At 55.1% G+C, this 16,895-nt stretch carries 17 protein-coding genes; 7 read left to right on the top strand and 10 right to left on the bottom strand.

Features of this window, described 5'->3' with window-relative positions; all coding sequences use genetic code 11:
* The first annotated feature begins 30 nt into the window (after positions 1–30).
* Positions 31–2,739 carry a magnesium-translocating P-type ATPase gene (mgtA, locus tag KCR01S_RS20600; protein WP_061284877.1) on the top strand — a complete coding sequence of 903 codons (2,709 nt, stop codon included), beginning with the start codon at positions 31–33 and terminating at the stop codon, positions 2,737–2,739.
* A gap of 67 nt (positions 2,740–2,806) precedes the next feature.
* Here mgtA and ridA read toward each other — a convergent pair whose 3' ends face one another.
* From ridA to KCR01S_RS24505, 4 genes are all read right to left on the bottom strand, one after another.
* Positions 2,807–3,193, bottom strand: a complete 387-nt coding sequence (gene ridA / locus KCR01S_RS20595) for a 2-iminobutanoate/2-iminopropanoate deaminase (protein WP_061284876.1) — start codon at positions 3,191–3,193, stop codon at positions 2,807–2,809.
* A 73-nt stretch (positions 3,194–3,266) separates the two neighbouring features.
* Positions 3,267–3,728 carry an aspartate carbamoyltransferase regulatory subunit gene (gene pyrI / locus KCR01S_RS20590; RefSeq protein WP_061284875.1) on the bottom strand — a complete coding sequence of 154 codons (462 nt, stop codon included), beginning with the start codon at positions 3,726–3,728 and terminating at the stop codon, positions 3,267–3,269.
* 12 nt (positions 3,729–3,740) lie between these two features.
* Complete coding sequence (pyrB, locus tag KCR01S_RS20585) at positions 3,741–4,676, bottom strand: aspartate carbamoyltransferase (protein ID WP_061284874.1); 936 nt, start codon at positions 4,674–4,676, stop codon at positions 3,741–3,743.
* Between the two features lie 36 nt (positions 4,677–4,712).
* A complete protein-coding gene (locus KCR01S_RS24505) occupies positions 4,713–4,817 on the bottom strand; it encodes a pyrBI operon leader peptide (protein ID WP_072351778.1) in 105 nt (34 codons plus the stop codon).
* A 262-nt stretch (positions 4,818–5,079) separates the two neighbouring features.
* On the opposite strand from KCR01S_RS24505, the gene KCR01S_RS20580 reads away from it, so the two are divergent.
* Positions 5,080–5,532: a YhcH/YjgK/YiaL family protein gene (locus KCR01S_RS20580; protein ID WP_061284873.1), complete on the top strand. Its 453-nt coding sequence runs from the start codon at positions 5,080–5,082 to the stop codon at positions 5,530–5,532.
* Positions 5,533–5,625: 93 nt separating this feature from the next.
* On the opposite strand, the gene argF is transcribed toward KCR01S_RS20580, so the two are convergent.
* Positions 5,626–6,630, bottom strand: a complete 1,005-nt coding sequence (argF, locus tag KCR01S_RS20575) for an ornithine carbamoyltransferase (RefSeq protein ID WP_061284872.1) — start codon at positions 6,628–6,630, stop codon at positions 5,626–5,628.
* The gene (argL, locus tag KCR01S_RS25895; RefSeq protein ID WP_373880250.1) at positions 6,600–6,695 is read right to left on the bottom strand and encodes a putative translational regulatory protein ArgL; all 96 of its coding nucleotides are present in this window, start codon (positions 6,693–6,695) and stop codon (positions 6,600–6,602) included. Before argL ends, argF begins: the two co-directional genes overlap by 31 nt.
* Positions 6,696–6,790: 95 nt before the next feature.
* Here argL and rraB point away from each other — a divergent pair, with 95 nt between their 5' ends.
* From rraB to KCR01S_RS20560, 3 genes are all read left to right on the top strand, one after another.
* Positions 6,791–7,210 carry a ribonuclease E inhibitor RraB gene (rraB, locus tag KCR01S_RS20570; protein ID WP_052282407.1) on the top strand — a complete coding sequence of 140 codons (420 nt, stop codon included), beginning with the start codon at positions 6,791–6,793 and terminating at the stop codon, positions 7,208–7,210.
* A gap of 53 nt (positions 7,211–7,263) precedes the next feature.
* Positions 7,264–8,022 (top strand): tRNA isopentenyl-2-thiomethyl-A-37 hydroxylase MiaE, encoded by a 759-nt coding sequence (gene miaE / locus KCR01S_RS20565; RefSeq protein ID WP_061284871.1) that lies wholly within the window; start codon positions 7,264–7,266, stop codon positions 8,020–8,022.
* Positions 8,023–8,191: 169 nt separating this feature from the next.
* Positions 8,192–9,022 carry a hypothetical protein gene (locus tag KCR01S_RS20560; protein ID WP_061284870.1) on the top strand — a complete coding sequence of 277 codons (831 nt, stop codon included), beginning with the start codon at positions 8,192–8,194 and terminating at the stop codon, positions 9,020–9,022.
* Positions 9,023–9,043: 21 nt separating this feature from the next.
* Here the strand turns inward: KCR01S_RS20560 and KCR01S_RS20555 are convergent, their stop codons facing one another.
* From KCR01S_RS20555 to pepA, 4 genes are all read right to left on the bottom strand, one after another.
* A complete protein-coding gene (locus KCR01S_RS20555; RefSeq protein WP_061284869.1) occupies positions 9,044–9,547 on the bottom strand; it encodes a GNAT family N-acetyltransferase in 504 nt (167 codons plus the stop codon).
* A gap of 225 nt (positions 9,548–9,772) precedes the next feature.
* Positions 9,773–12,628 carry a valine--tRNA ligase gene (locus KCR01S_RS20550; RefSeq protein ID WP_061284868.1) on the bottom strand — a complete coding sequence of 952 codons (2,856 nt, stop codon included), beginning with the start codon at positions 12,626–12,628 and terminating at the stop codon, positions 9,773–9,775.
* Positions 12,628–13,071, bottom strand: coding sequence for a DNA polymerase III subunit chi (gene holC, locus KCR01S_RS20545; RefSeq protein ID WP_052282402.1), 444 nt, complete (start codon positions 13,069–13,071; stop codon positions 12,628–12,630). The genes KCR01S_RS20550 and holC overlap by 1 nt, the downstream gene beginning before the upstream one ends.
* A 141-nt stretch (positions 13,072–13,212) precedes the next feature.
* Entirely contained in the window at positions 13,213–14,724 is a 1,512-nt protein-coding gene (pepA, locus tag KCR01S_RS20540) for a leucyl aminopeptidase (RefSeq protein ID WP_052282401.1), read from the bottom strand.
* Positions 14,725–14,991: 267 nt separating this feature from the next.
* Between pepA and lptF the strand changes: the two genes are divergently transcribed.
* A complete protein-coding gene (gene lptF / locus KCR01S_RS20535; RefSeq protein WP_061284867.1) occupies positions 14,992–16,092 on the top strand; it encodes an LPS export ABC transporter permease LptF in 1,101 nt (366 codons plus the stop codon).
* On the top strand, positions 16,092–16,895 hold an 804-nt coding region (lptG, locus tag KCR01S_RS20530), incomplete at its 3' end, for an LPS export ABC transporter permease LptG (protein ID WP_061284866.1). The genes lptF and lptG, both read left to right, overlap by 1 nt.

The raw sequence follows: 16,895 nt of genomic DNA, 5'->3' as shown, positions 1-16,895 counted from the left end.
TTCGTCTGAGACGAGCGCGGGGGACTTTTTATGCTGAAAAATTTAACCCGGCAGCTGTTTGCACAGCTTGGCCGCCATTTGCCGCGCCGTTTGGTTCAGCGCGACCCTATGCCAACCCAGCAAAGCGTTGCCAATACGCCCATTCCGCCATCGCTGAGTGAACACTGCCTGAAAATGGCCCAGCTCAGCGAGCAGGAGCTTTGGCAGGCGTTTAACAGCCACCCGGAAGGGCTGAATGCGGCGGAAGTGGAACAGGCGCTCGCTGTCCACGGTGAAAACCAACTGCCGGCACAGCAGCCGCAGCCGTGGTGGGTACATCTGTGGCTGTGCTACCGCAATCCATTCAATATCCTGCTGACCGTGCTGGCCGCCGTTTCCTATGCCACGGAGGATCTGTTCGCCGCCGCGGTGATCGTGCTGATGGTGGGGATTTCCACCCTGCTGAATTTTGTACAGGAGGCACGTTCCACCAAGGCCGCCGACACGCTGAAAGCGATGGTCAGCAATACCGCAACGGTGCTGCGCGTCACCAATGACAAAGGCGAGAGCGGCTGGCTTGAGCTACCTATCGATCAGCTGGTGCCCGGCGATATCATCAAACTCGCCGCGGGGGATATGATCCCGGCCGATCTGCGCGTGATTCAGGCGCGCGATCTGTTTGTCGCTCAGGCGTCACTGACCGGCGAATCGCTGCCGGTCGAAAAGGTCGCCAAAACCCGCGAACCTCAGCAGACGAACCCGCTTGAGTGCGACACGCTGTGCTTTATGGGCACTAACGTGGTGAGCGGTACCGCACAGGCGATGGTGATTGCCACCGGTGCCAACACCTGGTTTGGTCAACTGGCCGGCCGGGTCAGCGAGCAGGAGAGCGAACCGAACGCGTTCCAGAAAGGCATCAGCCGCGTCAGCATGCTGCTGATCCGCTTTATGCTGGTGATGGCGCCGATTGTGTTGGTGATTAACGGCTACACCAAAGGCGACTGGTGGGAAGCGGCGCTGTTCGCGCTGTCGGTGGCCGTCGGCCTGACGCCGGAAATGCTGCCGATGATCGTCACCTCAACGCTGGCGCGCGGGGCGGTGAAGCTGTCCAAACAAAAAGTGATCGTGAAGCACCTCGACGCTATCCAGAACTTTGGCGCGATGGATATTCTCTGCACCGATAAAACCGGGACGCTGACCCAGGACAAAATCGTGCTGGAAAACCATACCGACGTTTCCGGCAAAGTCAGCGAACGCGTGCTGCACACCGCGTGGCTAAATAGCCATTACCAGACTGGGTTGAAAAATCTGCTCGACACGGCGGTGTTGGAAGGGGTCGATGAAGTGGCGGCGCGTCAGCTCTCCAGCGACTGGCAAAAGGTGGATGAAATTCCATTTGATTTCGAACGTCGTCGAATGTCGGTGGTGGTGAGTGAAAAAGCGGACGTTCATAAACTGATCTGCAAAGGGGCGTTGCAGGAGATCCTCAACGTCTGTACGCAGGTTTATCACAACGGTGAAGTGGTGCCGCTGGATGAGACCATGCTGCGTCGCATTAAGCGTGTCACGGATACTCTGAACCGCCAGGGGCTGCGCGTGGTGGCGGTGGCCAGCAAATTTCTCCCGGCGCGGGAAGGTGACTACCAGCGTATTGATGAGTCCGACCTGATCCTCGAAGGCTACATTGCGTTCCTCGATCCGCCGAAAGAGACGACTGCGCCTGCACTGAAGGCGCTGAAGGCCAGCGGTATCACCGTCAAAATCCTGACCGGCGACAGCGAGCTGGTGGCGGCGAAAGTGTGCCATGAAGTTGGGCTGGATGCGGGCGAAGTGATTGTTGGTAGCGATATTGAGCATTTGAGCGATGACGAGCTGGCCCAGCTGGCGCAGCGCACCACGCTGTTTGCCCGCCTGACGCCGATGCATAAAGAGCGCATTGTTACGTTGCTCAAACGCGAAGGGCACGTGGTCGGCTTTATGGGCGACGGTATCAACGATGCGCCGGCGCTGCGGGCGGCGGATATTGGTATTTCCGTGGACGGTGCGGTGGATATCGCCCGCGAAGCGGCTGATATCATCCTGCTGGAAAAAAGCCTGATGGTGCTGGAAGAAGGGGTGATTGAAGGGCGTCGCACCTTCTCTAACATGCTCAAATACATCAAAATGACCGCCAGCTCGAACTTTGGTAACGTCTTTAGCGTGCTGGTGGCCAGCGCCTTCCTGCCGTTCCTGCCGATGCTGCCGTTACACTTGCTGATTCAGAACCTGCTGTACGATGTATCCCAGGTGGCGCTGCCGTTTGATAACGTCGATGACGAACAGATTCAGAAACCACAGCGCTGGAACCCGGCGGATCTTGGCCGCTTTATGGTGTTCTTCGGGCCGATCAGTTCGATCTTCGATATTCTGACGTTCTGCCTGATGTGGTGGGTGTTTAAGGCCAATACGCCGGAAATGCAGACTCTGTTCCAGTCCGGATGGTTTATTGAAGGGCTGCTGTCGCAGACGCTGATTGTGCACATGATCCGTACCCGCCGTATACCATTCGTGCAGAGCCGTGCCGCATGGCCGCTGTTTGCTATGACCCTGGTGGTGATGGCGGTGGGTATTGCGCTGCCGTTCTCACCGCTGGCAAGCTACCTGCAATTGCAGCCGCTGCCGCTGAGCTACTTCCCATGGCTGGTGGCGATTCTGGTGGGTTATATGACCTTCACTCAGATGGTGAAAGGCTTCTTCAGCCGCCGCTATGGCTGGCAGTAATTGACGACCGGTCGGCGATAAAAACAAAAAGGCAGCCATTGGCTGCCTTTTCTTATACTGCATGAAATTAGCGACGAACGGCGATCGCTTCGATTTCAATTTTCACGTCTTTCGGCAGACGCGCGACTTCAACGCAGGAGCGCGCTGGGAAGGTGGCGTTATGCTCGGTGAAGAACGCTTCGTAAGTGGCGTTAACGGTCGCGAAATCATTGAGATCTTTCACGAAAACGGTGGTTTTCACGATATCGCCCACTTTCAGGCCGGCGGCTTCAACGATAGCTTTTACGTTTTCCAGCGACTGACGAGCCTGCGCGGATACATCTTCCGCCACGCTACCGTCTTTCGGGTTTACCGGGATCTGACCGGAAGTGATAACCATACTGCCCAGGTCAACGCCCTGAACGTATGGGCCGATAGCTGCTGGTGCCTTTTCCGTCGCAATAGTCTTGCTCATGATATCTCCAGATGAACTGCAGTAATAAGGTGTTAGCCATTATAGATACGCTAGATTTCAATACCAACCGCAATTAGTTGGCCAGCACCACATAATGAGAAAACTCTTTTTCGCAGTATTTGCATTTGAGTGCAATGTCATCGGCGCGTTTTTTCACTGCAAAGCTTGATGAAACGGGTTCGGCATGACTGATGCAGTTGCTGTTCGGGCATACCAGCACATTGTTGATGCGCTCCGGCAGGCTTGGGCGCGATTTTCCCACCACTTCATAGTTGTCGATTCGGTTAACGGTCGCCTGCGGGGCATACAGCGAAAGCTGGTTCACCTGCTCGTCGGTCAGAAAGGTATTTTCAATCTTAATCAGATCTTTACGTCCCATTTCGCCGGACGGCAGGTTCAAACCGATGGTGATGCGCTGATCGGTTTCGGTCAGCTTGAACAGCGTCAGCAGCTTAAAGCCAACCTGTGCCGGGATATGGTCAATCACGGTGCCACGTTTGATGGCTTCTACCTGCAATTTGTTGTCGTGTGTCATCGTCATTTCCCCTTACAAATCCAGTTCGCTATTCAGTACCAGTGCCAGTAACGCCTGGCGGGCGAAGATGCCGTTACCGGCCTGTTGGAAGTACCAGGCGTGCGGCGTTTTATCAACATCGGTGGTGATCTCATCAATGCGCGGCAGCGGGTGCAGGACTTTCATATTGTCGCGTGCGCCTTCAAGATCGGCGGCGCGCAGTACGAATTGCGCTTTGACGTTGGCGTATTCTGACGGGTCCAGGCGCTCTTTCTGTACGCGGGTCATGTAGAGAATGTCGACTTCGGCCATCACTTCATCAATGGCGCTGTGCAGGCTCCAGGCGATGCCTTTTTCGTCCAGCATATCGAGGATGTACTGCGGCATCGCCAACGCATCTGGGGCGATAAAGTAGAAGCGGTTGCCGTTAAATTTCGCCAGCGCCTGAGTCAGCGAGTGGACGGTACGGCCATATTTCAGGTCTCCAACCATCGCGATATTGAGGTTTTCCAGACGCCCCTGGGTTTCCTGAATGGTGAACAGGTCGAGCAGCGTTTGCGTCGGGTGCTGGTTAGCGCCGTCGCCAGCGTTCAGGATTGGAATGCCGCCGGAGAACTCGGTCGCCAGACGCGCTGCCCCTTCCTGCGGATGACGCATGACGATGGCATCCACATAGGTGCTGATGACCGAGATGGTGTCGGCCAGCGTTTCGCCTTTTTTGCCAAGCGAGGTATTGGCGCTGTCGGAGAAGCCGACCACGCTCGCCCCCAGACGGTGCATTGAGGTTTCAAAAGATAGACGGGTACGCGTCGAAGCCTCGAAGAAACAGCTGGCGATAACTTTATGCTTGAGCAACTCCGGCTGTGGATGTGCTTTCAGCCTTGCCGCGGTGGCCAGCACCAGTTCCAGGTCTTCGCGACTGAGATCGTTTATGGAAATGATGTGTTTTTGATACAGCGGATTAGCCATGTTTATCTCCTGACGACGGCGCAAAAAAAAAGCCCCTTAAATAAGGGGCTTTACGAATACGGATGCAACGGAAAGGAAAAACGGCAGGCCAGCGTCTGTTTTCAGACGCGGTAAGACGCGATGTCGTACACACTGAACCATATTTCCTCCTGGCAAACGGAGCGGAATTATACGCAGCTTTATCCGGCAATCAAGGGGGGAATTCACAATTCACGCGACGAAAACGATTCTTATTGAATGGTTAGTTGATTGTGATGAATTTAAATTCCCTGTAGTGAATAAAGGTGCAAAGCGTGCGCTAACGCGCTCGCGGCAAGAGTCATGACAAAAAGTAGTGGTATGGTAACGCGAAATTACGTATAACAACTGAAAATTGAAACATTGTTTTATTTGCGGAGTCATCATGATTATTGGCAACATCCATCACCTGCAGTCATGGCTGCCGGAAGAACTGCGTCAGGCGATTGTCCATCTCCAGGCTAACGTCACCGACGAAACCCCGGAAGGGAAATATGACATCGACGGCAACCGTCTGTTTTATCTGATCTCAGAAAACATGACTGAGCCGTTTGCCGAACGCCGTGCGGAATATCATGCGCGTTACCTGGATATTCAGGTGGTGCTGAAAGGCCAGGAAGGGATGTCATTTAGCGTGCTGCCTGCGGGCAAGCCGGAGACCGATTGGCTGGCGGATAAAGACATCGCTTTCCTGCCGGAAGGCGGCGAGGAAAAAATGGTGGTGATGAGCGAAGGTGACTTCGTGGTCTTCTACCCAGGCGAAGTCCATAAACCGCTGTGCGCGGTGGGCCAGCCGGCGAAAGTCCGTAAAGCGGTGATTAAACTGCTGGTGGCGTGAGGCTAATCCTGACTCCGGCCCTCTCTCTGAAAGGATGAGAGGGCCTGGGTGAAGCGAACAACGGTTCCCCGCGTTTTCACTGAATGAGGAGAATTACTGCGACAGCGTCGCCACCATTACGGCTTTGATGGTGTGCATCCGGTTTTCCGCCTGATCAAACACCACGCTCGCCGCAGATTCAAAGACCTCATCGGTCACTTCCATCCCGCCATGCATACCGTACTCTGCTGCCATTTTCTTACCCAGCGTGGTCTGGTCATCATGGAACGCTGGCAGGCAGTGCAGGAATTTGACCTGCGGGTTGCCGGTTAGCTTCATCATCGCGCTGTTGACCTGATAATCGCGCAGCAGGGCGATACGTTCGGCCCATTTCTCTTTGGCTTCGCCCATCGATACCCATACGTCGGTATAGATAAAGTCCGCGCCCTTCACGCCGCTGGCAATATCTTCGGTCAGCGTGACATTACCGCCATTCTTCTGCGCCAATGCTTTACATTCCGCGACCAGGCTCGCTTCCGGCCAGCACGCTTGCGGCGCAACCAGACGCAGGTCGAGACCGGTTAACGCTGCGGCTTCCAGCATTGAGTTACCCATGTTGTTACGCGCATCACCGGCGTACACCAGCGTCATCTCGTTGAACGCTTTGCCCGGCAAGTGCTCCTGCATGGTGAGCAGGTCTGCCAGCAGTTGGGTTGGGTGGAATTCGTCGGTCAGGCCGTTCCACACCGGGACACCGGCATATTCCGCCAGCGTTTCGACGATCTCCTGGCCGTAGCCACGGTACTGGATACCGTCATACATCCGACCCAGCACGCGGGCGGTGTCTTTGATCGACTCTTTGTGGCCAATCTGGCTACCGCTGGATCCGAGATAAGTGGCGCGAGCGCCCTGATCGTAAGCGGCAACTTCGAAAGAGCATCGTGTACGGGTTGAGTCTTTTTCGAAGATGAGCGCGATGTTTTTACCGGTCAGGTTCGGCGACTCCGTGCCGTTCTTTTTATCCGCTTTGAGTTTTGCCGCGAGTTGCAGCAGGGTGGTGATTTCTGCAGGGGTAAAATCGAGTAATTTTAAGAAGTGCTTTTTATACAGACTAGACATTTTTCCCTCACCTGGCTCAAGCCACTTATTGAATTAAAATTCACTTTATATGGATGAATATTCATTTGCAACCCCAATAACAAATCTTTATCGGAAAGGTGGAGGCAATGGCAACGGTATGTGACAATAAGAGTATCAGCCACATTATGAGGAACGAGCCATGGCAAACCCGGAACACCTGGAAGAACAGCGTGAAGAAACACGTCTGATCATTGAAGAACTGCTGGAAGACGGCAGCGATCCTGACGCGCTGTACACCATTGAACACCACCTTTCTGCAGACGATTTCGAAAGCCTGGAAAAAGCGGCGGTTGAAGCGTTCAAGATGGGTTACGAAGTGACCGAACCGGAAGAGCTGGAAGTGGAAGAGGGCGATACCGTCATCTGCTGCGATATTCTCAGCGAATGTGCGCTGAACGCTGAGCTTATTGACGCTCAGGTTGAGCAGCTGATGAATCTGGCTGAGAAATTTGAAGTCGATTACGACGGGTGGGGCACCTACTACGAAGATCCTAACGGTGAAGAAGGTGACGACGACGAAGATGAAGTCGACGAAGACGACGATGGCGTTCGCCACTAAGTCATCTTGATTCCCTACGGCAGCACCCGCTGCCGTAGGTCAAGGATCCCGGAATGGACTACCCGCAAATACTCTCCCCTGTTTATCGCTTCCTGCACTGCAAAACGCCTCAGGCGTGGCTGGATCAAGCGCGCTTACCTGAAAATCTTCCTCTGCTGCTGACTGATCACCTGGTGTGCGAGCTCAAAGCGGCGCAAACCGCGATGCTGATGGTGCGTAAATATGTGGCGGATAAAGAGGGCTCTCAGGCGCTTCTGGAATGGCTAAAGCCGTATGAAGCATTCACCTTTCGCGACGGCGAAGAGCCCGATTTTGCGGCGCTGAACAAACAGATAGGCAAAGGCGTGATGCCGAAAACCGACGACCCGTGGGGGCGTCAGCTTATCGACAGCATGGTGCTGCTGATTAAAGAAGAACTGCACCACTTCTGGCAGGTGCGTGAAGCCATGCAGCGCCGTGACATTCCCTATGTGAAAATCACCGCCAGTCGCTACGCGAAAGGTATGCTCAAAGAGGTGCGTACCCACGAACCGCTAACGCTGATTGATAAGTTGATTTGCGGTGCCTACATCGAAGCGCGATCCTGCGAACGATTTGCCGCACTGGCACCGTATCTGGATGACGATTTGCAGGCGTTTTATCTGTCGCTACTGCGCTCAGAAGCGCGGCATTATCAGGACTACCTGACGCTGGCCGAGCAGATTGCCGCCGGTGATATCAGCGAGCGCGTGCGTTTCTTTGGTGAAGTCGAGGCGGCGCTGATTACCTCTGCCGATGACGAGTTCCGCTTTCACAGTGGTGTGCCTGTATAGCCTTGTGTCCCGGCGCGTTTGCGCCGTTTCCCCACTTCCCTGAATCGTCAACGCCCTCGCAGATGAAAATCTGGTGGCTGGAAATACCCGTCCGTTGCCGCAATAATCAACATTCATAAAGGGGAAATATAATCCCCGGTAGAACTATTGATTGGAATAAGGATGGTTAATGAACTGGGCTCACGTAATTTTGGCCGGCTACATTGGTGCGGTGATTGCCGTGATAGTTGGCGTGTTTCGTAAAAAGGGTTGGGTTGGGAAGGCCGCCGGCGCCGTGATTTTTGTGGTGGCGATTATAGGCTGGAATCTGTTTGACGTGCACTATCTCATACCGCGCATGAGCCCGGATTATGGACAGACCGAAGAGCAGAAATTCGAATCGGCGATGATGGCGATGCCGACGTTCCAGGTTATCAAGGAACAGGACCCGGCGTTCTGGCAGCATATTCTTGAACTGTCGGTGCAGATGAAAAAGGCGGGCAAAGATCAGCAGCAGATTATCGATGCCATCCAGCCGCAAATTCTACAGCTACAGATGGCTCGCCTACAGCAAGCTCCTGATGCCAACGTGGTTGAGTATATGAAAATCAACCTTGAGCAGATTGCTCAAGCACAGGCCAGCGGTGATGATGTGTGCTTCCGCTTCCTGTTCCCTGCGGTCAAAGGCGGTATCAACCCGGTGAAGGTGATTTCGCATGAAGTCCTCGCTCGCCGTACCGAGAGCGATGCGCGGATGATGCGTGCCGCCTACGGGCCAAATAAACACACGGTGACGCCGCAGGAAAAACAGCAGGCGCTGGCGGATATGCAGGCTATTGGCCCGGGGCTGGTACAGCGTTACGGGCAGGATATCGACATCATGTCCGATCCGAACAAAGGTGTCGGCAAAGAGAAAGTGGCCTGTGGACTGGTGCAGGATTTCTGGTCGCAGGTTCTGGCGCTGCCGGAAGCGAATGCCGCGGGCGTCGTTCGTTTAGCGCTATCGCCTGAAATGCAGTAAACCGGGAACCCCTTTGAACGCTCAAAGGGGTTTTAGCATTCTCACTTCGCAGTCGACGTGGCCGGTACAGCCTAGCGGTTCGGCAATGTGTGCAAAACCAAGACGTTCATACAGACGAATGGCCTCCGTCAGAAATGCCGTTGTCTCCAGATAGCATTGCTTAAAGCCCTGCTCACGGGCATATTCCAGCGCCGTCAGCGCGAGTTTCTTCGCCAGACCTTGCCCGCGCGCGCGGGATAAAAAATACATCTTCTGCAGTTCGCAAATGCCCGGTTCGCTACAGCTGAGCGGGGCAACGCCACCGCCGCCAACAATCTCACCATTCTGTTCAATCACCCAATACGCCGCACCTGGCTGGCTATAAACGTCGAACAGTTCGTCCAGATTAGGGTCGGCTACCGTATAGCCTTTATCCGCGGTCAAACCATACTCGGCCGATACCTGACGAATGACGGAGGCGATAGCAGCATTATCTTCAGCCATTATTCGGCGAAGGGTCGCAGCAACGGGAGTAACAACACTCATAGCAAACTCATGACATAAACGTGGAACATATGCAGTTAATAACACTGCCGGGAGGGGAAGCGCAAGCGAGGATAATTCAACAAAAAGCCTCTGAGCCATGGGGTCAGAGGCTTTTATTGGGTGGCCGTGTCGGATGGCGCTGTACTTCTCCTCCCGATTTTCAGGGGCCTGCGGGCCGGATAAGCGTTGCGTATCCGGGAAACCGACAGGCTCCGTCCTGGGGCCTTACAGCGCGGCGATAACCGCCTGCTGTTCAATCAGCTTCGCTTTTGCTTCCGCGTAACCGTCCAGTTTCTCACGCTCTTTGGCAATCACCGCTTCCGGTGCGCGCGCCACAAAGCCTTCGTTAGACAGTTTGTTTTCGATACGACTGATTTCGCCTTCGATTTTCGCCACTTCTTTCGCCAGACGCGCCAGCTCATCGTCTTTGTTGATGAGGCCAGCCATCGGGATCAGCAGCTCAGCGCCGTCGATGATTTTGGTCACGGAAACCGGGCCTTTGTCATCCGCAGGCAGCAGAGTGATGCTCTCCAGACGCGCCAGGTTCAGCAGGAAGCTACGGTTGTCGTTAACGCGACGAATCGCTTCTTCGCTGCAACCGCGCAGCAGCAGTTCGAGCGGTTTGCCTGGAGCGATGTTCATTTCCGCGCGGATGTTACGCACGGCAACGATCGCCTGCTTCAGCCATTCGGTATCGGCCAGAGCCGCTTCATCAACCTGGGACGCATCGTACGCCGGGAACGGCTGCAGCATGATGGTGTCAGCGGTGTTGCCGCAAATGACCTTCACGCGCTGCCAGATGGTCTCGGTGATGAATGGAATGATTGGGTGCGCCAGACGCAGCAGGCCTTCCAGGACGGTCACCAGCGTGTTACGGGTGCCGCGCAGTTCAGACTCAGAACCCCCGTTCATTACCGGTTTGGTCAGCTCCAGGTACCAGTCACAGAACTGGTTCCAGGTGAACTCATACAGAATACCCGCGGCGATATCGAAGCGGAAGTTATCCAGCGCTTCGCGGTACGCTTTGGTGGTCTGATTGAATTCTGCGAGGATCCAACGATCCGCCAGCGACAGCGTTTTTTCACCGCCGTTGAAGCCGCAATCCTGATCTTCGGTATTCATCAGCACGAAGCGGCTGGCGTTCCACAGCTTGTTACAGAAGTTACGGTAACCTTCCAGACGCTTCATATCCCAGTTGATATCACGGCCGGTAGAGGCCAGTGCCGCCAGGGTGAAACGCAGGGCGTCGGTACCGTGTGGTTCGATGCCGTCCGGGAACTGCTTCTCGGTACGCTTGGCAATTTTCTCAGCCAGTTGCGGCTGCATCATGTTGCCGGTACGTTTTTCCAGCAGGTCGGCCAGAGAAATACCATCAACCATATCCAGTGGGTCAATTACGTTACCCTTGGATTTGGACATCTTCTGCCCTTCATCGTCGCGAATCAGACCGGTCATGTAGACGGTATGGAACGGAACCTGCGGTTTGCCGTTTTCATCTTTGATGAAGTGCATGGTCATCATGATCATGCGGGCAATCCAGAAGAAGATGATGTCGAAGCCGGAAACCATCACGCTGGTTGGGTGGAACTGACGCAGCGCGTCGGTATTTTCCGGCCAGCCCAGGGTAGAGAAGGTCCACAGCGCGGAGGAGAACCAGGTGTCGAGAACGTCTTCGTCCTGACGCAGCGCAACGTCGGCGCCGAGGTTGTTTTCGCTACGCACTTCTTCTTCGGTACGGCCAACATAGACGTTACCGTCGTTGTCATACCATGCCGGGATACGGTGACCCCACCACAGCTGACGAGAAATACACCAGTCCTGAATATCACGCATCCAGGAGAAGTACATGTTTTCATACTGCTTCGGCACGAACTGGATATCGCCGTTTTCTACCGCTTCCACGGCAGGCTTCGCCAGCACGTCGGCACGTACGTACCACTGGTCGGTCAGCATTGGCTCAATAACCACGCCGCCGCGATCGCCGTAAGGGACGGTCAGGTCGTGTGGTTTGATCTCTTCCAGCAGGCCCATCGCGTCGATGGCAGCAACAATCGCTTTACGCGCAGCAAAGCGTTCCAGCTTCTGGAACTCGGCCGGGATAGCATTGGAGTAAACGTCAGACTCTTCGCCTTTGGTGTCGTACACTTCTGCGGTTTCGCGAATGTCGCCATCAAAGGTCAGAATATTGATCATCGGCAGCGCATGGCGACGACCGACTTCATAGTCGTTAAAGTCGTGCGCAGGGGTGATTTTCACGCAGCCGGTGCCTTTTTCCATATCGGCGTGTTCATCGCCAACGATTGGAATACGGCGATCGACCAGCGGCAGAATCACGAATTTGCCGATCAGATCTTTGTAGCGTGGATCTTCCGGGTTCACGGCCACGCCGGTATCGCCGAGGATGGTTTCCGGACGGGTGGTGGCGACCACCAGGTAATCTTTACCGTCAGCGGTTTTCGCGCCGTCAGCCAGCGGATAGCGGATATGCCACATTGAGCCTTTAGACTCGCGGTTTTCCACTTCCAGATCAGAGATGGCGGTGCGCAGTTTCGGGTCCCAGTTGACCAGGCGCTTGCCACGGTAAATCAGATCTTCTTTGTACAGGCGGACAAAGACTTCTTTCACGGCATTGGAAAGGCCTTCGTCCATGGTGAAGCGCTCGCGCTCCCAGTCAACAGAGTTGCCGAGACGACGCATCTGACGGGTAATGGTGCCGCCGGATTCCGCTTTCCACTGCCAGATTTTATCGATAAAGGCATCGCGACCGTAGTCGTGACGGGTTTTACCTTCTTCTGCGGCAATTTTACGCTCAACCACCATTTGGGTCGCAATGCCCGCGTGGTCAGTACCAGCCTGCCACAGGGTGTTTTTACCCTGCATGCGCTGATAGCGGATCATGGTGTCCATGATGGTCTGCTGGAAAGCATGACCCATATGCAAACTGCCGGTGACGTTCGGCGGCGGGATCATGATGCAGAAGGACTCTTTGCTTTCATCGCCGTTAGGCTTGAAATAGCCCTGCTTTTCCCAGTGCTCGTAAAGCGGCTGTTCGATATCTTGTGGGTTATATGTCTTTTCCATTATTTCCAGGTTGCCGTATTCAGGTTAAAACCAGCCACGCGGTAGGCTTTGTAGCGATCGCGTGCCAGTTGTTTCAGAGTTTCTTCGTAAGGGACGAAGTCTACCACTTCTGTGAAAGCGGTGGCAAAATCTGCAAAATTTACCCGCAGACTGATCAGTATATCGCGAGGGCTGCTGTTACGCTTCGCAGGCCATGCAATCTCGACCGGGGCACCACCACGCGGACCTTCTCCTGCCAGATTATGCGGCACAAAGCTTTCCGGTGGGCGCGTCCACAGCGCTTCATCCAGGCGAATGGCCTGCTGTTCGTCTTCACAGGCGATGAGCACGCGCTTGCCTGCTCGCCAACGTTCTGCGGCAATTTCACACACTAACTGTTCGACGGCGCTGAGGTCGTCGACGGTGGTGTCGTTGTCCAGAATATAGAACGTTGCATTCTTCATATATGGGGCTTCTTGTGGTGGATTTAAATGCAAGGCCGGTTGACCCGGCCTTATTGCCTGAGGGCGACGTAAGCGCCTTATCAAGCCAACTGCGTGCTGTTCATTGGCCGGATAAGCGTGGCGCCATCCGGCCTGACAGCCTTACTCTTCGCCGTTAAAACCCGCGCGGTTAAGTAAGAACTGGGATAGCAGCGCCACCGGACGTCCGGTCGCGCCTTTCGCTTTGCCAGAACGCCATGCGGTACCGGCGATGTCCAGGTGAGCCCAGTTATATTTACGGGTAAAGCGCGCGAGGAAGCAGCCCGCGGTGATAGCACCGCCAGGACGACCGCCGATGTTCGCCATATCCGCAAAGTTAGACTCTAACTGCTCCTGGTATTCGTCGCCCAGCGGCAGACGCCATGCGCGGTCACCCGCCTGCTCGGACGCGCCAATCAGCTCGTGCGCCAGCGGGTTGTGGTTCGACATCAGGCCGGTGATGTGATGGCCCAGGGCAATCACGCAGGCACCGGTCAGGGTGGCGACGTCAATCACCGCTTCTGGCTCAAAACGCTCAACGTAAGTTAAAACGTCACACAGCACCAGACGGCCTTCGGCATCGGTGTTCAGCACTTCCACGGTCTGACCGGACATGGTGGTCAGCACGTCACCTGGACGATATGCACGCCCACCCGGCATGTTCTCACAGCCGGCCAGTACGCCAATAACGTTAATCGGTAGCTGAAGTTCCGCCACCATGCGCATCACGCCGTACACCGCCGCCGCACCGCACATGTCGTATTTCATCTCGTCCATGCCTTCGGCAGGCTTGATGGAGATACCGCCGGAGTCGAAGGTCAGGCCTTTACCGACCAGCACGATAGGACGAACGTCTTCCGATGCCACGCCTTTATACTCGATGACCGACATCAGGGATTCGTTTTGTGAACCGTCGCCGACCGCAAGATAGGAGTGCATCCCCAGCTCTTTCATCTGCTGTTCGCCGATGACGCGGGTGATGACGTTTTTGCTGTAAGAATCAGCCAACTGGCGCGCCTGAGAGGCAAGGTAAGCGGCATTACAGATGTTTGGCGGCATGTTGCCGAGATCTTTTGCCGCTTTGATACCGGCGGCAATGGCCAGACCGTGCTGAATGGCGCGCTCGCCGCTGGTCAGTTCACGACGGGTTGGCACGTTGAAGACCATTTTACGCAGCGGGCGACGAGGCTCGCTTTTGTTGGTTTTCAGCTGATCGAAGCTGTACAGCGTCTCTTTTGCTGTTTCAACCGCCTGGCGGACTTTCCAGTAATTGTTGCGGCCTTTCACGTGCAGCTCGGTCAGGAAGCAGACCGCTTCCATCGAACCAGTATCATTCAGGGTGTTGATTGTTTTCTGAATAACCTGCTTGTACTGGCGCTCGTCCAGCTCACGCTCTTTGCCGCAGCCAATCAGCAGAATACGCTCTGACAGCACGTTTGGTACGTGGTGCAGCAATAAGGTCTGCCCCGGTTTGCCTTCCAGTTCGCCGCGGCGCAGCAGCGCACTGATATAGCCGTCGCTGATTTTATCGAGCTGTTCGGCAATGGGAGAGAGCCGGCGTGGTTCGAATACGCCCACGACGATACAGGCACTCCGCTGCTTCTCCGGGCTACCACTTTTTACACTGAACTCCATGCACTACGCTCCTGAATCTTAAAGACAACGGCGGTGGCTACGGATAGAATTGCAAGCTTACGTAACTCATTTCCGCTGTTGCGGTGACTTCGTGTTAATCTTAACGTTATTACGGTGTTGGCGCGTCAGAACATTTCCTGAAACGTGAAACCGCTGAGTCATTTAATCTTAGCGATGTTTTCGACGACTCAAGAGAATAAATGACGTTTAAGCCATGAAACAAGCTATTTTCCTGCAATAAGACGGGTTTTTACGGGCGTATTTATAGTGATAATCATACGATATCTGGTGCGGGAGACGCTAAAAAGCCAGCTTGCCATCCTCTTCATCCTGCTTCTGATCTTCTTTTGTCAGAAACTGGTGAGGATTCTGGGGGCAGCGGTTGACGGTGATATCCCGACAAACCTGGTGCTCTCGTTGCTGGGACTCGGCGTGCCTGAAATGGCGCAGCTTATCCTTCCGCTGAGTCTGTTCCTGGGTCTATTAATGACGCTGGGCAAACTGTATACCGAAAGTGAAATTACGGTCATGCACGCGTGTGGCCTGAGTAAAGCAGTACTGATTAAAGCGGCGATGGTGTTGGCTCTGTTCACCGGGATTGTCGCTGCCGTAAACGTGATGTGGGCGGGGCCGTGGTCGTCCCGGCATCAGGATGAAGTCCTGTCAGAAGCCAAGGCCAACCCGGGCATGGCAGCGCTGGCGCAAGGGCAGTTCCAGCAATCCAGCGATGGCAATGCGGTGCTGTTTATCGAAGGCGTAAAAGGCGCGAATTTCCATGATGTCTTCCTGGCGCAGCTTCGTCCAAAAGGCAGCGCGCGGCCGTCGGTGGTGGTGGCGGATTCTGGCCAGCTCTCTCAGCATAAAGACGGCTCTCAGGTGGTAACGTTAAACCAGGGGACCCGCTTTGAAGGCACCGCCTTGCTGCGCGACTTCCGCATTACCGATTTTAAAAACTACAAGGCGGTGATTGGTCATCAGGCGGTGGCATCGGATCCTACCGATACCGAACAGATGAGCATGAGCACGCTGTGGAAAACCGATACCAGCCGTGCCCGTGCCGAGCTGCACTGGCGTTTCACGCTGGTAGCGACGGTCTTTATTATGGCGCTGATGGTCGTTCCGCTGAGCGTGGTGAACCCGCGTCAGGGGCGCGTGCTGTCGATGCTGCCGGCCATGCTGCTCTACCTGGTGTTCTTCTTGCTGCAAACCTCGCTGAAGTCTAATGCGGGTAAAGGCAAAATTGACCCTGGACTATGGATGTGGACGGTGAACGTGCTCTACTTCGCTCTGGCCGTGGCGCTAAACCTGTGGGATACCATCCCTATGCGCCGGATCCGCGCCCGTTTCACGCAGAGAGGAGCGGTATAATGCAGCCATTTGGTGTCCTTGACCGCTATATCGGCAAGACCATTTTTACCACCATCATGATGACCTTGTTCATGCTGGTGTCGCTCTCCGGCATCATCAAGTTTGTCGACCAGTTGAAAAAGGCGGGGCAGGGGAGCTATGACGCGCTGGGCGCTGGGTTATATACCATTCTCAGCGCGCCAAAAGATGTGCAGATCTTCTTCCCCATGGCCGCGCTGCTGGGAGCTTTGCTGGGGCTGGGTATGCTGGCACAGCGCAGCGAGCTGGTCGTGATGCAGGCATCCGGCTTTACCCGGATGCAGGTTGCCCTGGCGGTGATGAAAACGGCTATTCCGCTGGTGTTGCTGACCATGGCGATGGGCGAATGGGTGGCACCGCAGGGTGAGCAGATGGCGCGTAACTACCGCGCTCAGCAGATGTACGGCGGCTCGCTGCTGTCTACTCAGCAGGGGATGTGGGCGAAAGATGGCCACAGCTTTGTCTATATCGAACGCGTCAAAGGCAACGATGAACTGGGAGGCGTGAGCATCTATGCCTTCAACGACCAGCGTCGTTTACAGTCCGTACGTTATGCCGCCAGCGCGAAGTTTGATAACGAACAGAAGGTGTGGCGCCTGTCGCAGGTGGATGAGTCCAACCTGAGCGATCCTAAACAGATCACCGGTACGCAGACGGTTAGCGGCACCTGGAAAACCACCCTCACGCCAGATAAGCTGGGCGTGGTGGCGCTGGATCCCGACGCGCTCTCCATCAGCGGCCTGCATAACTACGTGAAGTACCTGAAAGCCAGTGGCCAGGATTCC

The organism is Kluyvera cryocrescens NBRC 102467, from assembly GCF_001571285.1.
Taxonomy (GTDB): Bacteria; Pseudomonadota; Gammaproteobacteria; order Enterobacterales; family Enterobacteriaceae; genus Kluyvera; species Kluyvera cryocrescens.
Note: the sequence above shows the minus strand (reverse complement) of the source record. Positions and strands in the feature narration are given on the sequence as shown.

Bases quoted from the DNA above. Each gene is read 5' to 3' on its own strand.
- mgtA (WP_061284877.1), top strand. From the start codon at position 31: ATGCTGAAAAATTTAACCCGGCAGCTGTTTGCACAGCTTGGCCGCCAT.
- ridA (WP_061284876.1), bottom strand. From the start codon at position 3,193: ATGAGCAAGACTATTGCGACGGAAAAGGCACCAGCAGCTATCGGCCCA.
- pyrI (WP_061284875.1), bottom strand. From the start codon at position 3,728: ATGACACACGACAACAAATTGCAGGTAGAAGCCATCAAACGTGGCACC.
- pyrB (WP_061284874.1), bottom strand. From the start codon at position 4,676: ATGGCTAATCCGCTGTATCAAAAACACATCATTTCCATAAACGATCTC.
- KCR01S_RS24505 (WP_072351778.1), bottom strand. From the start codon at position 4,817: ATGGTTCAGTGTGTACGACATCGCGTCTTACCGCGTCTGAAAACAGAC.
- KCR01S_RS20580 (WP_061284873.1), top strand. From the start codon at position 5,080: ATGATTATTGGCAACATCCATCACCTGCAGTCATGGCTGCCGGAAGAA.
- argF (WP_061284872.1), bottom strand. From the start codon at position 6,630: ATGTCTAGTCTGTATAAAAAGCACTTCTTAAAATTACTCGATTTTACC.
- argL (WP_373880250.1), bottom strand. From the start codon at position 6,695: ATGAATATTCATCCATATAAAGTGAATTTTAATTCAATAAGTGGCTTG.
- rraB (WP_052282407.1), top strand. From the start codon at position 6,791: ATGGCAAACCCGGAACACCTGGAAGAACAGCGTGAAGAAACACGTCTG.
- miaE (WP_061284871.1), top strand. From the start codon at position 7,264: ATGGACTACCCGCAAATACTCTCCCCTGTTTATCGCTTCCTGCACTGC.
- KCR01S_RS20560 (WP_061284870.1), top strand. From the start codon at position 8,192: ATGAACTGGGCTCACGTAATTTTGGCCGGCTACATTGGTGCGGTGATT.
- KCR01S_RS20555 (WP_061284869.1), bottom strand. From the start codon at position 9,547: ATGAGTGTTGTTACTCCCGTTGCTGCGACCCTTCGCCGAATAATGGCT.
- KCR01S_RS20550 (WP_061284868.1), bottom strand. From the start codon at position 12,628: ATGGAAAAGACATATAACCCACAAGATATCGAACAGCCGCTTTACGAG.
- holC (WP_052282402.1), bottom strand. From the start codon at position 13,071: ATGAAGAATGCAACGTTCTATATTCTGGACAACGACACCACCGTCGAC.
- pepA (WP_052282401.1), bottom strand. From the start codon at position 14,724: ATGGAGTTCAGTGTAAAAAGTGGTAGCCCGGAGAAGCAGCGGAGTGCC.